The sequence below is a fragment of the Cupriavidus nantongensis genome, from assembly GCF_041726985.1.
GTDB lineage: Bacteria > Pseudomonadota > Gammaproteobacteria > Burkholderiales > Burkholderiaceae > Cupriavidus > Cupriavidus nantongensis_A.
In genome coordinates, this window is record NZ_CP168303.1 from 1,289,348 (window position 1) to 1,304,709 (window position 15,362).

Annotated in this window: 18 protein-coding genes; 16 read left to right on the forward strand and 2 right to left on the reverse strand. The window is 65.2% G+C overall.

The genetic code is table 11. The features are described from left to right. The first annotated feature begins 3 nt into the window (after positions 1–3). The 16 genes from ACEI37_RS17265 (at position 4) to ACEI37_RS17340 (ending at position 14,088) form a co-directional block, all read left to right on the forward strand. Positions 4–1,230: a phage tail tube protein gene (locus tag ACEI37_RS17265; RefSeq protein WP_373379907.1), complete on the forward strand. Its 1,227-nt coding sequence runs from the start codon at positions 4–6 to the stop codon at positions 1,228–1,230. An 84-nt stretch (positions 1,231–1,314) separates the two neighbouring features. Continuing rightward, positions 1,315–1,731 carry a hypothetical protein gene (locus ACEI37_RS17270; protein ID WP_373379908.1) on the forward strand — a complete coding sequence of 139 codons (417 nt, stop codon included), beginning with the start codon at positions 1,315–1,317 and terminating at the stop codon, positions 1,729–1,731. 173 nt (positions 1,732–1,904) lie between these two features. Beyond that, the gene (locus tag ACEI37_RS17275) at positions 1,905–2,075 is read left to right on the forward strand and encodes a hypothetical protein (RefSeq protein ID WP_373379909.1); all 171 of its coding nucleotides are present in this window, start codon (positions 1,905–1,907) and stop codon (positions 2,073–2,075) included. A 1-nt stretch (position 2,076) separates the two neighbouring features. Beyond that, on the forward strand, positions 2,077–4,959 hold the full coding sequence (locus ACEI37_RS17280; protein ID WP_373379910.1) for a phage tail tape measure protein: 2,883 nt from the start codon (positions 2,077–2,079) through the stop codon (positions 4,957–4,959). A 3-nt stretch (positions 4,960–4,962) separates the two neighbouring features. Further along, positions 4,963–5,619, forward strand: coding sequence for a hypothetical protein (locus ACEI37_RS17285; RefSeq protein WP_373379911.1), 657 nt, complete (start codon positions 4,963–4,965; stop codon positions 5,617–5,619). Further along, positions 5,616–6,167, forward strand: a complete 552-nt coding sequence (locus ACEI37_RS17290; RefSeq protein WP_373379912.1) for a hypothetical protein — start codon at positions 5,616–5,618, stop codon at positions 6,165–6,167. Before ACEI37_RS17285 ends, ACEI37_RS17290 begins: the two co-directional genes overlap by 4 nt. Next, positions 6,155–6,568, forward strand: a complete 414-nt coding sequence (locus tag ACEI37_RS17295) for a hypothetical protein (RefSeq protein ID WP_373379913.1) — start codon at positions 6,155–6,157, stop codon at positions 6,566–6,568. Before ACEI37_RS17290 ends, ACEI37_RS17295 begins: the two co-directional genes overlap by 13 nt. Before the next feature lie 9 nt (positions 6,569–6,577). Next, positions 6,578–9,772 carry a phage tail protein gene (locus ACEI37_RS17300; RefSeq protein WP_373379914.1) on the forward strand — a complete coding sequence of 1,065 codons (3,195 nt, stop codon included), beginning with the start codon at positions 6,578–6,580 and terminating at the stop codon, positions 9,770–9,772. A gap of 15 nt (positions 9,773–9,787) precedes the next feature. Continuing rightward, positions 9,788–10,438: a phage tail protein gene (locus ACEI37_RS17305; RefSeq protein WP_373379915.1), complete on the forward strand. Its 651-nt coding sequence runs from the start codon at positions 9,788–9,790 to the stop codon at positions 10,436–10,438. Between the two features lie 9 nt (positions 10,439–10,447). Continuing rightward, on the forward strand, positions 10,448–11,050 hold the full coding sequence (locus tag ACEI37_RS17310) for a phage tail assembly chaperone (protein WP_373379916.1): 603 nt from the start codon (positions 10,448–10,450) through the stop codon (positions 11,048–11,050). Positions 11,051–11,053: 3 nt separating this feature from the next. Then, a complete protein-coding gene (locus ACEI37_RS17315) occupies positions 11,054–12,109 on the forward strand; it encodes a hypothetical protein (protein ID WP_373379917.1) in 1,056 nt (351 codons plus the stop codon). A gap of 60 nt (positions 12,110–12,169) precedes the next feature. Beyond that, positions 12,170–12,406: a hypothetical protein gene (locus ACEI37_RS17320; RefSeq protein WP_373379918.1), complete on the forward strand. Its 237-nt coding sequence runs from the start codon at positions 12,170–12,172 to the stop codon at positions 12,404–12,406. Continuing rightward, positions 12,403–12,882, forward strand: a complete 480-nt coding sequence (locus ACEI37_RS17325; protein WP_373379919.1) for a lysozyme — start codon at positions 12,403–12,405, stop codon at positions 12,880–12,882. The genes ACEI37_RS17320 and ACEI37_RS17325 overlap by 4 nt, the downstream gene beginning before the upstream one ends. Further along, entirely contained in the window at positions 12,879–13,259 is a 381-nt protein-coding gene (locus tag ACEI37_RS17330) for a hypothetical protein (protein ID WP_373379920.1), read from the forward strand. Before ACEI37_RS17325 ends, ACEI37_RS17330 begins: the two co-directional genes overlap by 4 nt. After that, positions 13,256–13,672, forward strand: coding sequence for a hypothetical protein (locus tag ACEI37_RS17335; protein ID WP_373379921.1), 417 nt, complete (start codon positions 13,256–13,258; stop codon positions 13,670–13,672). The genes ACEI37_RS17330 and ACEI37_RS17335 overlap by 4 nt, the downstream gene beginning before the upstream one ends. Positions 13,673–13,782: 110 nt before the next feature. Continuing rightward, positions 13,783–14,088 carry a hypothetical protein gene (locus ACEI37_RS17340; protein WP_373379922.1) on the forward strand — a complete coding sequence of 102 codons (306 nt, stop codon included), beginning with the start codon at positions 13,783–13,785 and terminating at the stop codon, positions 14,086–14,088. 6 nt (positions 14,089–14,094) lie between these two features. On the opposite strand, the gene ACEI37_RS17345 is transcribed toward ACEI37_RS17340, so the two are convergent. Together ACEI37_RS17345 and ACEI37_RS17350 are read right to left on the reverse strand one after the other, a co-directional pair. Beyond that, positions 14,095–14,664 carry a hypothetical protein gene (locus ACEI37_RS17345; protein WP_373379923.1) on the reverse strand — a complete coding sequence of 190 codons (570 nt, stop codon included), beginning with the start codon at positions 14,662–14,664 and terminating at the stop codon, positions 14,095–14,097. Between the two features lie 36 nt (positions 14,665–14,700). Further along, on the reverse strand, positions 14,701–15,333 hold the full coding sequence (locus ACEI37_RS17350; RefSeq protein ID WP_373379924.1) for a hypothetical protein: 633 nt from the start codon (positions 15,331–15,333) through the stop codon (positions 14,701–14,703). Between the last annotated feature and the right edge of the window lie 29 nt (positions 15,334–15,362).

A 15,362-nucleotide genomic window follows, 5' to 3' on the forward strand; every position in this document is an offset into this window, starting at 1 on the left:
AAAATGCCCATCGCCAAGGGGTTGTTCAAGCAGCTGCGGTACAAGCTGCAGACGGGGCAGGGGATTGCGGCCGGAACCACCGGCGGCCAGATCCTGCGCCGCGTCACGTCCGACATCTCGCTGAACAAGGACACCTACCAGTCCGAGGAGATCCGCTCCGACCAGCAGATCGCCGACTTCCGCCACGGCGTGCGCCGCGTGGCCGGCACGGTCAACGGTGAAATCTCGCCGGGTACGTATGCCGACCTGATCGCCGCCATCCTGCGCCGCGACTTCGCCGCGGTGGCTGCCATCACCGGCGCCAGCATCACCATCGCCCTGGGCTCCTTGCTGGGCAGCGTGCAGACCTACACCGTGACGCGCGCCGCTGGCTCGTACCTGACCGACGGCATCAAGGCGGGGGATGTCGTGCGGCTGACGGCCGGCACCTTCAACGCCGCGAACCTAAACAAGAACCTGCTTGTGCTGTCCCTGACGGCCACCGCGCTGACGGTGATCCCGCTGAACGGTGTCGCCCTGGTCGCAGAGGGCCCGATCGCGTCGGCCACCGTGTCGGTGCCGGGCAAGAAGACGTTCGTCCCGACCACCGGGCACACCGACAAGTACATCACCTTCGAGCACTGGTTCTCGGACATCAGCCAGTCCGAGCGCTTCACCGACTGCAAGCTGGCCCAGATGGACCTGAACCTGCCGGCGACCGGCATGGCCACGCTGGCGGCGCAGGTGCAGGGCCTGGACATGGTATCGGCCGCCGCGGCGTACTTCGCCGCGCCTGCGGCGGAGACCACTTCCGGCGTGGTGGCGGCTGTCAACGGCGTGCTGCTCGCCGGCGGCGCGCCGGTCGGCCTGGTGACGGGAATGAGCGCGTCGATCAATGCCAACCTGACGGGCGACCCTGTGGTCGGCCAGAACACGCTCCCTGACCTGTACCCGGGTCGCGTCGTGGTCACGGGCCAGTTCACCGCCTACTTCCAGGACGCGGTGCTGCGCGACGCCTTCGTCAACGAGACGGAGATCGGCATCACCGCGGCGCTGACCACCGGCAACACGGCCGCTGCCGACTTCCTGGCGCTGACCATGTCGCGCGTGAAGCTGGGCGGCGCGGCGAAGGACGACGGCGAGAAGGGTCTGATCCAGACCTTCCCGTTCCAAGCGCTGCTCAACGGCGCCGGTGGCGCGGGCACCGCCAACGAGAAGACCACCATTTCGGTGCAGGACTCGCTCGCGTAAGACGGGCATCCGCGGGACAGAGCTCCCACCCATGGGAAATTCGCGGGCCGGCATGTGCTGGCCCGCATCTTTTTGGAGCAGACGATGGAACAGAACACCGCGGCGACGACGCGCTCGATCGCATCCCTGAACCTGGTGCAAGCCAGCGAGATTGGCTACGAGTTCGAGGTCAAGAACTCGGACGGCATCGGCCTGGGCGTCTTCATCACCGTACGAGGCGACCACTCGGACACGGTCAAGGCCGCCAACCGCAAGCAGATCAACGAGCGCAGGGAACGTGCTTACGTGGCAGCCAAGAAGGGCGAAAGCCTCGGGCCGGAAGCGGTCGAGGACGACGAAGCGCGGGCCATCGCCGGCGCTGTGCTGCGCACGGTATCTTGGCGCGGGCTCGATGAACCCTGCTCGCCGGACAACGCGCGCCTGCTGTACACGGTCAACCCGGAAGTGCGCGCTCAGGTCTACGCCGCCGCGGCCGAGTCCGCAAATTTTTTGAAGGTCTGACGGCCGACATCGTTGCGTATGCAGAGCATCAGGTAGCGCTGGACGAGCGCCTTCCTGATGGCTCGACCGTCAGGCAGAACCTCGAATCGGTCGCGCGCCAGAGCGGGCGACGACCGGAAGGGCTCGATGGACCGGAGTTGCCCCCGGCCGGCTTCCAGCTCTGGGAGTGGTTCATGGAGCTGAACAACACCAGGCCGGCTGGCATGGGCATGTCGCCCATCACCTACACCGACATTCACGCCTTCTTCACCATGATCGGCGAGCGGCCCGCGCGCTGGCAGCTTGACGCCATCCGGCGGCTCGATTGCGTGGTGCTGAGGGCCGCCAACAAACGCAAGGCATAGCATGGACATCGCATCCCTCGGCATCGCCATGGACACCTCCGGGCTGACGCGGGGGGAAGCTGCGCTCAACCGGACGACCCAGTCGGCCAACCGAACCGCCGATGCCATGGACAAAGTCGGCGCGAGCGGTGACAAGGCGTCGGCTGGGATCGGCGGCACCGGCGCGGCGGCGGCAGGCGCCAGCACGTCGCTGAACCGGTACGAGCAGTCGGCGCAGCAGGCCGGAAAGGCCATGGGCGATCTGGAGCGTCAGTCGCGTTCCTTTGGGGACTCCCTGAAAGATCTCGCGATCGGTGCGACTGCGGTCAATGCTGTTGCGCAGTCGGTGCGCGGCCTGGTGGACGGCCTGATGGAGATCCCCACGTCGGTTTTCTCCAGCGTGCGCGGCTTCGCCGAGCTGCAGGCACAGGTCGACAAGATCACCGTCGGCCTGAAGTTCGCCAACGGTGGGGAAGCGTCGGCCGGTGCACGCGACCTCGGGTTTCTTCGCGAAGAGGCAAACCGTCTGGGACTGGACCTGAGCGTCGCATCGGCATCGTTCGTGAAACTGGCGGCTGCCGCGCGAGAGACGACGCTTGAAGGGAAGGGCGCACGGGAAATCTTCCTGGCGGTCAGTGAAGCCGCAACCGTCATGCACCTGTCGTCGGCGGAAGCCGAGGGCGCGCTGATGGCTGTCGGTCAAATGATCAGCAAGGGCACCGTTCAGGCAGAAGAACTGCGCGGCCAGCTCGGCGAACGCTTGCCCGGCGCCTTCCAGATCGCCGCGCGCGCCATGGGCGTCACCACTGCCGAGCTGGGCAAGATGCTCGAGCAAGGCCAAGTACTGTCCGATGACTTCCTGCCGAAGTTCGCCGCTCAGCTTCGCAAGGAACTGGCCGGATCTGTCGAGGAGGCCGCAAACAGCACGCAGGCAGCGCTGGGCCGCATCGACAGCGCCTGGGCCGACCTGAAGCGCACGGTGGCGGACTCCGGGCTCGGGCAGGCGGCAGCTGGCCAGCTCAGCATCCTAACGGACGCCATGAACGACGTCTCCTCGTCGATCCGTCGGGCGAAGGCCGAAGGCGCCGGCTTCTGGGGGCAGTTCGGCGCGGGCGCTGGCTCGGCGCTGTCGTTCCTCAATCCGTCGAATGCGGTCAACTATCGAGCGCAGTCCCTGAAGGGTATGGAGCAGCAGAGGGCCCAGTTGCAGTCCGAGCTGCAGGATCCGTCGCTCGACCGGTTTCAGCGTGGTCAGAAGGGCTACGACCTGATGCAGTTGGAGAAGCGCCTCGCGGAGGCGCGGCGCCAAACGGCAGACGATCAGCAGCGCAACACTCCAAACCTCTCCGATGTCATGGGGCTTGGCGTCGAGGCGGCCCGTGAGAGCGCAGCGGAAGCCCGGGCGCGCAAGTTCCTGACCGACGGAAAGAACCTCACGAAGGCCGAGAACCGGGACAAGGATCTCAAGCAGATCGACGACGAGTTCAAGACGGCCACGGCTGGCATCGAGAAGGGCAGCGACCTATACAACAAGGCTGTCGCCGTGGCCGCAGCGCGAAAGCAGGAGGTGTTGGACAAATTCAACAAGGCGGGCAAGTCGTCTACCGGAGCCGCGGCAGCGCGGCAGAACGAGCTCGGTGGCGAGATCGCCCAACTTGAAGGCATGGCGCGCCAGCGCGAAGCCATCCTCAAGGGGGAGCTGGCTGACCTCGAGACCTTGCGTAACCAAGGGCTACTGGACGAGCGCCAGTACATCGAAAAGAGCTTTGACGCCAAGCAGAAGGCGCTGATCGACGAGCAGGTAATCGCCGAGATGCAGGCGGACGTCGCAGCCGGCCGAAAGCAGCTGGCGGAGCGCGAGCGGTACGCCGCCAAGGTCGAGGAGATTGAGGCGCGCCTTGCCAACAGCGAAAAGGAGCGTGCCCGCGCGCTGAGCGAGGTCTTCAAAAAGCTCGACGACGCGCGCAAGGAGGTAATGCTCAATGTCGACGCCTATGCTGCGTCGCGCCAGCGCGAGTCGTCCCGCGACCTGGCTAGCTTCGGCATGGGTGATAACGCCCGCGAGCTCAACGACATCCTGTCGCGTACCGAGGAAGAGTTCCGGCGCCAGCGCGAGACGCTGACCAAGCGTGCAGCGAAGTCTGGCCTGCTCGACACGAAGCAGTATCGGGATTCGCTGGCCGAACTGGACGCCGCAATGCAGGCCCAGTTGGGCCGCGAACGGGGGTACTTCCAGCAGCGACTTGACTTGCAGGCTGAATGGCAGTTGGGCGCATCCCGTGCGCTGGAGAACTACCGCGACGCCGCAGCCAACGTCGCTGGCCAGACTGAGGATATGGTCAGTCGCGCGTTCGCGAACATGGAGGATGCGCTGGTTGACTTCGCCATGACCGGGAAGCTCAACTTCAGCGACTTCGCACGCTCGGTGATCTCCGACCTGATCCGCATTCAGACGCGCGCGGCAATGTCGGGCATCCTGCAGATGGGGCTGTCGTCGATCTCGAATGTCGCGCTTGGCGCTTACGGGGACGCGACTGGCACCTCCGTGGGCGGCGTCTACGGGCCCCAGACGCAGGCGGGCCTGGACAGCCTGGTCGCCAGTGTCAGCACGCGTGCCTCGGGCGGCGATGTGCAGGCTGGTATGCCTCTGCTGGTGGGAGAGCGCGGCAGGCCCGAGCTATTCGTGCCGGAAGTACCTGGCCGGATCATCCCGGACAACGTGCTGGCTCGGCAAGGTTCGGGCCAGTCCGCGCCAATGTCGGTCGAGGTCCATAACACCTACCACATCGACAGCCGCACAGACCGCTCCGAAATCATCGCCTTCATCGACCAGAAGTCGCGGCAGACGAAAGCGGAGATCTTGGACAGCATGAATCGCGGCGGCGCGTTCTCGCCGAAACGGTAAGCCATGACGACTCTGACGTTCCCTGACGACATCCTGCCGGCGAGTGCCATGTTCGGCCTGCAGTCCAACACCGAGAGCTTCGTCTCACCGCTGAACAGGGCCACGCAGACCGTGGAGCGGCCAGGCGCCCTGTGGAAGGCGCGCCTGAGCTTCACCACCATGAGCCTACAGCAGCAGCGCAAGCTGCAGGGCTTCCTGGCCGCGCTGAACGGCATGGCCGGGCGCGTGTACCTGTGGCCGCATGGGGCACCGATTGCGGACATCGCCGCGTTGCCGGTCGACGCGACGATGGTGCTGAACTTCATGTCGCAGTCGTACCAGGTCAACGTGTCTCCGGTGGTCAACGGCTCCCTGATCGATTTCAACTACCTCCCGTCGAAGTACTGGCCGGCCAGCACGCTTGTGCTGCGCGCCGGCGAGTATCTGGAAGCAGGTGGGGAGCTGAAGATGGTGACGGCAGACGTTGTCAGCGACGCGAGCGGTACTGCGCTGGTGCCGATTGCGCCGTCTTTCCGCAAGGCGCCGGCTGACCTCTCCGCCATCAACATCGACAAGCCGAAAGCGTTCATGCGGTTGGCCAGCGACGTGTGGGAGTTCGTGAGCACGCCAGCATTCCGGCATGAGTCCTTTTCGGTGGACTTCATCGAGGTGCCGACATGACGCGTGCACTCGATAGTGGCAATGTCTCGCTGATAACCGCGGGCCACGTGCCATACGTTTTCTTCGTCCAGCTTGAATTCTCACAGCCGCTGCGGGTCTGTAGCGCTGGCTACAACATGGACTGGAACGGCGCGACGTGGCTGGGCCTTGGCGCGCTGGGGACCATCGAGCCGATCCAGGAGCAGGCGAGCCTGGAGGCAACCGGGGTGCGCCTGACCCTCAGTGGTGTGCCGACCGAGTACGTGTCGATCATGCTGGCCGAGCAGTACCAGGGCAAGGCATGCCGCATATGGTTTGCACCGCTGCGATGGGACTTGCAGCTAGGCTACGCGCCCATCCCGTTGTTCACGGGGCGCATGGACGTTCCCACGATCGACGTCGGCGAGACGGCGTCCATCACGGTGTCTGCCGAGTCGCGGATGGTCGCATGGGACCGGGCGAAGGTGCGGCGCTACAACAACGAGGACCAGCAGAGCCGATACCCGGGTGACCGGGGGTTCGAATTCGTGCCGCAGATGGTCGAGAAGCAGCTGATGTGGGGGCGCTGATGCATCGTTTGGAAGACTGGCCGACTCGGCTTGCCGAGTTCATCGAAGCCCGCCGCGAGCGGGCTTTTTCATGGGGCGACAGCGACTGCTGCCTGTTCGTGTGCGATGCAATCGAGGAGATGACCGGTGCAGATCCGGGCGCGCGCTGGCGCGGCCTGTACGCCAGCGAGAAAGGCGCGCGCCGCGTGCTGCGCGACAACGGCGGCGTGGCTGGCATTGCGACGCTGGTGCTGGGCGCGGCAGTGCCGCCGGCGCTGACCAGACGCGGCGACGTGGTGCTGATCGACACGCCGCAGGGCGAGGCCTTGGCGCTCTGTCTCGGCGCATTGATTGCTGGACAGGGTTCGGAGGGTATCGAGTTCTATCCGATGACCGCGGCGAAGGCCGCATGGAAGACTTAGGAGAAGCCTATGCCTGCAATTCCCGCAGCGGCTGTGGCGGCGGCAGCCTTCAGCGCGGCAGGCGGCGTGGCAGCAGGCACGGCAGCCGTCGTTGCGGCAACGATTGCATACGGTGTTACGTACGCGGTGGTTTCCTTGGCCGTGTCGTTCGCCGTTGGCAGCCTGATGGGCGCAATCTTCAAGCCGCGTACAGCCAATGGCTTCTCGGCCGAGGCTCAGGGCCGGACGCAGATCGTGCGTTCCAACGTCCAGCCGCGCAATATGATCTACGGCCGCGCGATGACATCCGGGCCGCTGGTTTTTGCGGCCAGCACCGATGGGAACGGCAAGAAAAACCAGTTCATGCACCTGGTCGTCGCGCTGGCCGACCACGAGTGCGATGCGATCGAGGAGGTGTATCTGGGGGAGGACCCTGTAGGCGGTCTCGACGCTGGCGGTTTCGTCACCGGAGGCAAGTTCCTGAAGGCATCGGGAGATTCCCGTACGCACTCGAAAACCATCCCCGGCGGCCAGTCTGAAATCACCTATGACCTGGACGAGGCGGTCTACCGGGTGATCTCCGCTGCCGGATACAACGACCTCATGGGCTATGTCCAGGAGTTCGCCTACACGGTTGACTGGTATCAGGGTTCCAAGACTGTCACGGTCCGTGGTATCGATCCGGCTACGCAGGTCGTCGTCATCACCTACGAGGCCCTGCGAACGAAAGCGCTGGTCCGGGTGAAGAAGCACCTGGGAGCACCGGATCAGGCTGCCGACGGCGATCTGGTCGCGGAGGTGCCAGGCTGGACCTGGGATCACCGGCTGAGTGGTGTCTGCTACGTCTATCTGCGGCTGGAGTACGACGCGGACGTCTTCCCGAACGGCCTGCCAAATGTGAAAGCCGTGGTGCGCGGAAAGCGGCTGTACGACCCGCGCACCGGCGGAACCTACTGGTCGCACAACTGGGCCCTTTGCGTCTACGACTACCTGCGGGACGAGCGCGGCTTCGGCTGTACCGACGCTGACATCGACGTCGCATCCGTGATCGCCGCGGCCAACATCAGCGACGAGCCGGTGCAGACCGACACCACGGTGTGGCAGGAGCGCTACCTATGCGACGGCATCGTGATGTCGGACAAGTCGCCGCGCGACAACCTGGCCGAGCTGGTCACAGCAGGTGCTGGTGTGGCGGTGATTGCTGGCGGCGTGTTCCGTGTGTTCGCCGGCGCCTTCGATGTCCCCACGGTCACGCTGACGGAGTCGGACTTGCGCGGGCCGGTGAAGGTTCAGCCGCGCACGTCGCGCAAAGACCTGTTCAACGTGGTGAAGGGCACCTACGTCGATCCGGCGAGGTTCTGGCAGCCCGGAGACTTCCCGGCGGTGCGTAACGCGACCTATGCCGCCAACGATGGCGAGGTGATCGAACGCGACATCGAGCTGCCCTTCACGACCAACACGATCATGGCGCAGCGTATCGCCAAGATCATCCTGGAGCGGTCGCGGCAGAGCATCGTCGTCGAGTTCCCGGCGAAGCTGACTGCGCTGCAGCTGACGGCATACAGCACCGTCAAGATTTCGCTGGCGAAGTTCGGGTGGGCCAACAAGGTCTTCAGGGTGATGGACTGGCGCATGAGCGCCGACGGCGGCGTAGACCTGATCCTGAACGAGGAGGCCGCAACCGTCTACGACTGGAACTTGGGCAATGCCACAGTCATCGACCCAGCCCCTGATACGAACCTGCCGAACCCGTTTGTGGTGGAGCAGCTGGGGCAAATCTCCTTGGCTTCGGGGGAGGAGCACCTGATCCTCAGTTCCAGCGGTGTGGTCACGTCCCAGATGCTGGTCAGCTGGCCGGCGGCCCAGGAGCAGGCGCTGTCCCAGACCGGACGCATCGAGATGGAGTACAAGCTGGCCGACAGCGCGACGTGGTCATCGATGCCATCGCTCACGGCCGATACGACAAGTCGCTATCTGTCGCCGGTCGAGGACGGCGCCGCGTATCAGGTGCGCGGTCGCTTCGTATCAGCAATCGGCGTGCGTAGCGCATCGTGGACCTATTCTCCGCTGCACGTCGTGAGCGGAAAGCTCGCTCCACCGTCGAACCTGACTGGCCTATCCATGACGGTACTGAACGGCTTTGCGAACCTGACGTGGGATGCAGCGACCGATCTGGACGTAAGGAACGGCGGGCAGGCGCGGATCCGGCACACGACCGACCTGGTGCAACCGACCTGGGGCAGCGCCATCGACATCGGCGGCTACATCTCGGGAGCGGCCAATTCGGCGCAGCTGCCACTGCTGGAAGGTGTGTACCTGGCCAAGTGGATCGACTCCACCGGGCACGAGTCGCCGGCCGCGGCGATGGTGGTCACGACAGCGCCGTCGTTGCTTGCGCTGAACGTGGTAGCCACCGTACAGGAGCACCCGACGTTCGCCGGCGCCAAGACGAACGTCATCCGCGACCCGGCGCTGAACGGCATCAAGCTGGTTGGCGCTGGCCTGATCGACGACCAGGGACTGAGCGACGCCAGTGGTCTGTGGGATGCCCAGCCGGCCATCAACACGCTCGGGCTGATCGACAGCGTGGTGGGCTCCGGCGGGTGGGGTCTGATCGATTCTCTGGGGGGCATTGTCAGCAGCGGTGAGTACGTGTTCGCCGGGTCACTGGATCTCGGCACGGTCGAGAAGTCGCGCCTGACGGCGACCATTGATGCGGTGTCCTTCGACACCGGGGACATGATCGATTTCCGGTATGACCTGATCGACAACTGGGCGTCAATCGACGGTGACCGGATCAACGACACCGTCGTCGCCCTGTACGTGCGCACCACGCAGGACGATCCGGCCGGCTCGCCGACCTGGTCGTCGTGGCAGCGCTTCTCGATGGGCGATTACGAGGCGCGCGCCTTCCAGTGGAAGGTGGTGATGGAGAGTGGTTCCGCCACGCACAACGTCGTCGTGACAGGCCTGGCCGTGAATGTCGACATGCCGGATCGGCGCGAGTCAGGCAGGGACATCGTGTCGGCCGCAGGCGCGACAGCGATCAACTTCTCCAAGCCATTCCGGGCGGTGCCGGTGCTCGGGATCACCGCGCAGAACATGGCACAGGGCGACTACTTCGTCGTCACCGGCAAGACCGTGTCCGGCTTCGCCGTCACCTTCTACAACAGCGCCAGCGTGCCGGTTTCCCGCCGGTTCGACTGGGATGCGATCAGCTACTAAACCAGAGAGGAAAGCATGTCCCAACACGACATGGACATCGCCAATCAGGCAGGCGCGGCATTCCGCGCAGACCTGAACCTGGCGCTGAATGCACTCGTCACGAACAGTTCGGGTGCTGCGGCGCCGACGACGACCTTTGCCTACATGTTCTGGGCCGACACGAACGCCGGCCTCCTGAAGATGCGCAACGGCGCCAACACCGCCTGGGTGACGATCGGGCTGCTCGGAGTGCCGAACTTCGGCCACATTCTGCCCGGGACTGTTGTGTACCACGCCGTGAGCTCAGTGCCTGCTGGCTACCTGAAGGCCAACGGCGGCGCGGTGTCGCGTAATACCTATAGCGACCTGTTTGCGGCGCTGGGTATCGGGTATGGCGCCGGCGACGGATCCACCACGTTCAACGTGCCTGACCTCCGTGGCGAATTCATCCGGGGCTGGGACGACGGCCGCGGTGTGGATGCTGGTCGAGTGATCGGCATCGGTCAGGCGGACGATCTGAAGGCTCACCTGCACAGCACGCAATCGGTAGTCGCCGGCGGCGGTGCTGTGACCGGCCTGCAGATCGCGACCAACGGTATTAGCCAGGGTTTCATGTCGACCACGTCCACGGGCGGCGCCGAGACGCGCCCGCGCAACATGGCCCTGATGGCCATCATCAAATACTAAGGAGCCGGCATGGAAATCTTCAACTATCACCCGATCACCGGCGAATACCTTGGCCTTGGCCTTGCCGACGAGAATCCGCTGGAACCGGAAAACCCGATTGTCCCCGGCTATGCCACGCCGACCACGCCGCCCGCCGATGAAGTAGGGCGCGTGCGCGTCTATCGGCGCCCGGACGGTTTTGCTCCGCAAAACTGGCCCGAAGGCGCCTGGGCACTTGTCCCGGACTACCGCGACGTGCTGCTCTACCGCACGGCCGATGGGTCCCTTTTCGTGCTGGGCGAGGAGTACTCCGGCATCGGCGATCTGCCGGCCTTCCTTACCGACGAGCCGCGACCGTCAGCCGCACATGTATGGACTGCCGATGAATGGGTGCTCGACGAGGCTCTGGAAACCGAGCTGCTTGCAGCCACAGCGCGCGCGCAGCGCGATGTGCTGCTGGCCGAAGCCGACAAGCTGATCGCGCCGCTGATGGACGGCTACGTGCTCGGCGAGTTGACCCTCGAGGAGGAGGCGCGCCTGAAGGCGCTGAGCCAGTACCGCAAGGCCCTGCGCGCCATCACCACCCAGCCGGGATTCCCGCGCACCATCACCTGGCCCGTGAAACCGGAGTAACGCATGCTCGGAAACGTCCCCTTCGCCGAGCTGATCACCTTCACGCGCGCCAGCCCGGCGTGGCGCTTCAACGCGTCGGGCATCCTGGTGCAGGACGGGAACAACGTCCCGCGCTTCGACTACGACCCGGCGACGCTGCAGCCGCGTGGGATGCTGGTGGAGGAGGCGCGCACCAATTACGCGCTTTGGTGCCGGGATCTGACCAATGCCGCGTGGGTCAAGACCGGCTGCACCTCTGTGAAGACGGCGGTAGGAGTGGACGGCGCCAGCAACGCCGCGACGACGCTTACCGCCACTGCCGCCAACGCAACATGCCTTCAGTCGATTACGCGCGCCTCGGCGCAACGCATCACAGGCCTCTACATCAAGCGTCGCACGGGCACCGGCGTCATCAACATGACGCAGAACGGTGGCACGACCTGGACGCCGGTGACCGCGACCGGTGCCTTCACGCTGGTAAGCGTACCGGCTGCCACAGCTGCGAACCCGAGCATTGGGCTGCAGATCGTCACCAGCGGCGACGCCATCGATGTCGACTTCGTCTCGCATGAGGAAGGTGCATTCCTTACCAGCCCGATTCTCACCACAACGGCAGCAACGGCACGGTCAGTCGACCTCGGGCTCATCAGCGACTTGAGCGACCTCGGATTCAACAGCAGCGAAGGCACGTTCTTCGTCGATGCTGAAGGCTATGAGCCCGGCGCAAAGTACTCGTTCGGAGTGACGGACGGGACGGCGAACAACATGATCGGCTTGTCGCGGCAGTCGGGCGGCATTTTGCAGTCGCGAGTCACCATCGGAGGTGCGGTCGCCAGTCTCGGTCTATCGAGCAGTTATGCCGGTGAGCAGGCCAGGGTTGCCCTAACTTACGGGCAGGGCACCCACACCGCATGCATGAACGGTGGGGCCGTCTTGTCCATCGCTTCCGGGGTTCCGGTAGTGAACCAGATGCGGGTGGGAGCGGTGACGACGACCGGCCAGATAAACGGATGGCTCCGGTCCATTCGCTACTACCCTCGCAAGCTGTCCAATGCCGAGCTGCAGGCCTTGACCACCTGACCGTTTCATCGCTTCGCAAACAGCCGCCTCCGGGCGGCATTTTCATTTCCGGAGGTCCATATGGAATTCATCGAGGAAGCCAAGAAGCAGTTCCCGCGGCTGTGGAGCGTGCGCCTGTCGCTGCTGGCCGGTCTGTTGTCGAGCCTGGAGGCTGGCGCCGAGATGTACTTGACGGGCAAGCCAGCGCCGGCGGCCGTCGCCGCGGCGCTGGTGGCCTTCGCTGCTGCGTTCTCGCGCATCGTGGCACAGCCCGCGCTGAAGGACATGATCGACGCGGAAAAGGAGGCCACCGAATGAGGGCCGGGTCGAAGCGGACCCTGCAGGCGACGGTCGGCGCCGGCGCGGCGGCGCTGCTGCTCACCGCGGTGCCGAAGTTCGAGGGCGTGGTCCTGCGCGGCTACAAGGATCCGATCGGCATCGTGACGGCCTGCGCGGGCCACACGAAGACCGCGGTGCTGGGGCGGCCGTACTCGCCCGCCGAGTGCACGGCGCTGCTTGACGCCGACCTGGTCGAGCACGCCGACGGCGTCCTGGCCTGCACACCTGCCCTGAAGGGGCAGACCTACCGCCTGGCGGCCGCCACCAGCTTCGCGTTCAACGTAGGCGTGTCTGCCTACTGCCGCTCGACCATGGCGCGCAAGTTCAACGCCGGAGATTACGCCGGCGCGTGCGCCGAGTTCTCGCGCTGGACGTACGCCGGCGGCCGCGAGCTGCCGGGCCTGGTCAAACGGCGGGCCGCCGAGCGCGCCATGTGCGAGGGGAGGTTGTCATGAGCAAAGCAAAGATCGTCCGAGACAGCGATGGGCTGTTCTATGGCATCAAGTTCCTGTGCCCTGGGTGTCTGTGGCCTGACGGTCGCCCGGACGTGCATATTCTGCCCGTCAACTGGCTGCCCCCGGGCGAGACGCAGGAATCTCCGCCCCTCGCCGCGAAACCGCACTGGTCGTTCAACGGTGACTTCGAGCGCCCGGTGTTCGGCCCGAGCGTGCTGTCGTGGTGGGGTGGTGATGGAACCGACATGCCGCTGCATCGCTGCCACTCGTTCGTCGGGTGCAATGGCGCTGCACCTGGCCAGATCACGTTCCTCGGTGACTGCACGCACGCGCTTGCCGGCCAGACGGTCGAATTACCGGACGTGGAGGAGCCATGAACCCCCTCACCAAGGCCGCCGTCGTCATCGGCATGCTGCTGGCCCTCGCCGCCGGCGCCGCGGCTTGGCGGGCCAGCGTGCATGCCGCCGGCTTCCGCGCGGGGCAGCAGGCGCTGAAGGACGCGATCGACAAGCGCGACAAGGAGATTGCGCGTCTGAACAAGCAGGTGGTCGCCAAGGACCAAGACGTGCTCGTGGCCAAGCAGGAGGACCGCGAGCGCATCGTCACCATCTACCGGACCATCCGGGAATCAGTGGAGCCAGAAATTGTTGAAAAGCCCGTGTATCGCGATTGCCGCGTTGGCCCTGGCGTCCTGCGCAGCCTCGTCGCCGCCGCTGAGGGCGGAGTGCCAGCCGATCCCCCGAAGCCTTCGGACGATTCCGCCGGCAAAGCTGCCGGCACCGGTCGATGACAGCATGGGCGCCCTGGTCCGAGCCTACCTCGGCGCTGCGGAGCAATACCATAAGGCCCGGCGCGACGCGATCGCGCTGGATGCCGCAATCGAAGCCAGGGAGGGCTGCTATGCAGCAGAGCGATAGCCACGTCGCGGTGAGGATGGAGCGGCCGACGCTCCCGTTCTGGGGGCTGCTGGTGGCGCTGGTCGCGGCGCTATCGGCCTACTTCGGTCAGCGCGAGGCCACGAACTCGGCCCTGATCGAGATCAAGACCGAGATGGTGGCCATGAAGAAGACCATCGAGCGCATGGAGGGGGACCGCTACACCGGCGCCGATGCCCGGCGGGACTTTGCCTGGCGGGATGAGCGAGTAGCGGAGCAGGGAAAACGGCTGGCGGAGCTGGAGAACGAGGTGAGAGCACGTAGGCGATGATTCGTGCTAATGAGAAGCTTCGGTAGCCGGGTCCGCAATAAGCTCAGCATCGTTTCGGGCGCCCATCAGCACGCGGTGCCCCATTGCAAGCTGCTCGGAACGATAGAGGTCAGCAATACCGGGGAACGCTTGGGCGATCGGTCGCTTGAGATCCGCCATCGCTTCTCCGCTAAGCTTTTCTGGGTTGATGGCCAGATACCACAGCTGATACACCTGCATTTCGATCGGCATGCGGCGGTTCAAGCGTAAGTAATCTTCAACGGCCAGAAACACCATGCTTTCGGCTACGTTCTCGTCGAAGTCAACCACTGCGTCCGGATCCCGATCTGCGTGCTTGAAAAAGTTGCGGTAGGGGGCGTTGATATAGTCATACTTCAGGTCCTTGCCCGATGGAAGGTTGCCGCGGACCTGTTTCGAGAGGCTCTCCACGTCGTCGCGTGTGCATAACACGTCCACGATTTCCCAGGAGTTGGCAGCGAGGCTGAAGACCGACACCGAATCTTCACCGTTGAAGAGAAGGCGGATGGCAGTAACCAGTTGCCGGCGTGCTACATCTATTTTGGTCAGCGTCGTCATCGTGGCTGGGCCTGTTGGCGGCTTAGCGAGAGCTTATTATCGCCTGAACCGCTCTGGCGGCACCGCCCCGGGGCGCTTCACCTTGACCCAGTCGCGCGATCGCTCGCCGGCCTGATACGTCGAGCCGGCGCGCTTTCCCACCACCCCTTCCAATCCCAGCGTCAGCGCATGGCCGTATAGCCAGGCGCCGTCCTCTACGCTGGCCACATAGAGCAGCCCCGGCGGCGGCTCGCCCAGCAGCCTCTGGAGCGCGGCCTTGCGCCGCTCGAGCGGCTGCGCTCTCAGATCCCTTCCCTTGCCGACCAGCAGGTCAAAGACGCAGTACGCCACCGCGTCGGCGCCGCGGTACCAGCCCTTGCGCCGGGCGCGCGCGTGGAGCCGCTCGAAGTCGCTCCGGCCGATGTCGTCCAGCACGCAGACCTCTCCGTCCAGGATGTAGCCGGCGGGCAGGGCGGCCAGGGCTTCTACGAGCTCGGGGAACCAGGTGGTGGCGTTCGCGCCGTTGCGGGACTTCAGCCGCGGCGCGTCGCCGGTGGTGGCCAGCAGCCGGTAGCCGTCGTACTTGATTTCGAAGTGCCAGCCGGGCCCGCGCGGGATGGTCTTGCGCTCGCACAGGAGCATGGGCCGCAGTTCGGCCAGCGTTGGCGCCGCAGGCTTGCTGCTGGACACGGTATCGCCTCAGCATGCGTTCGGCGTGG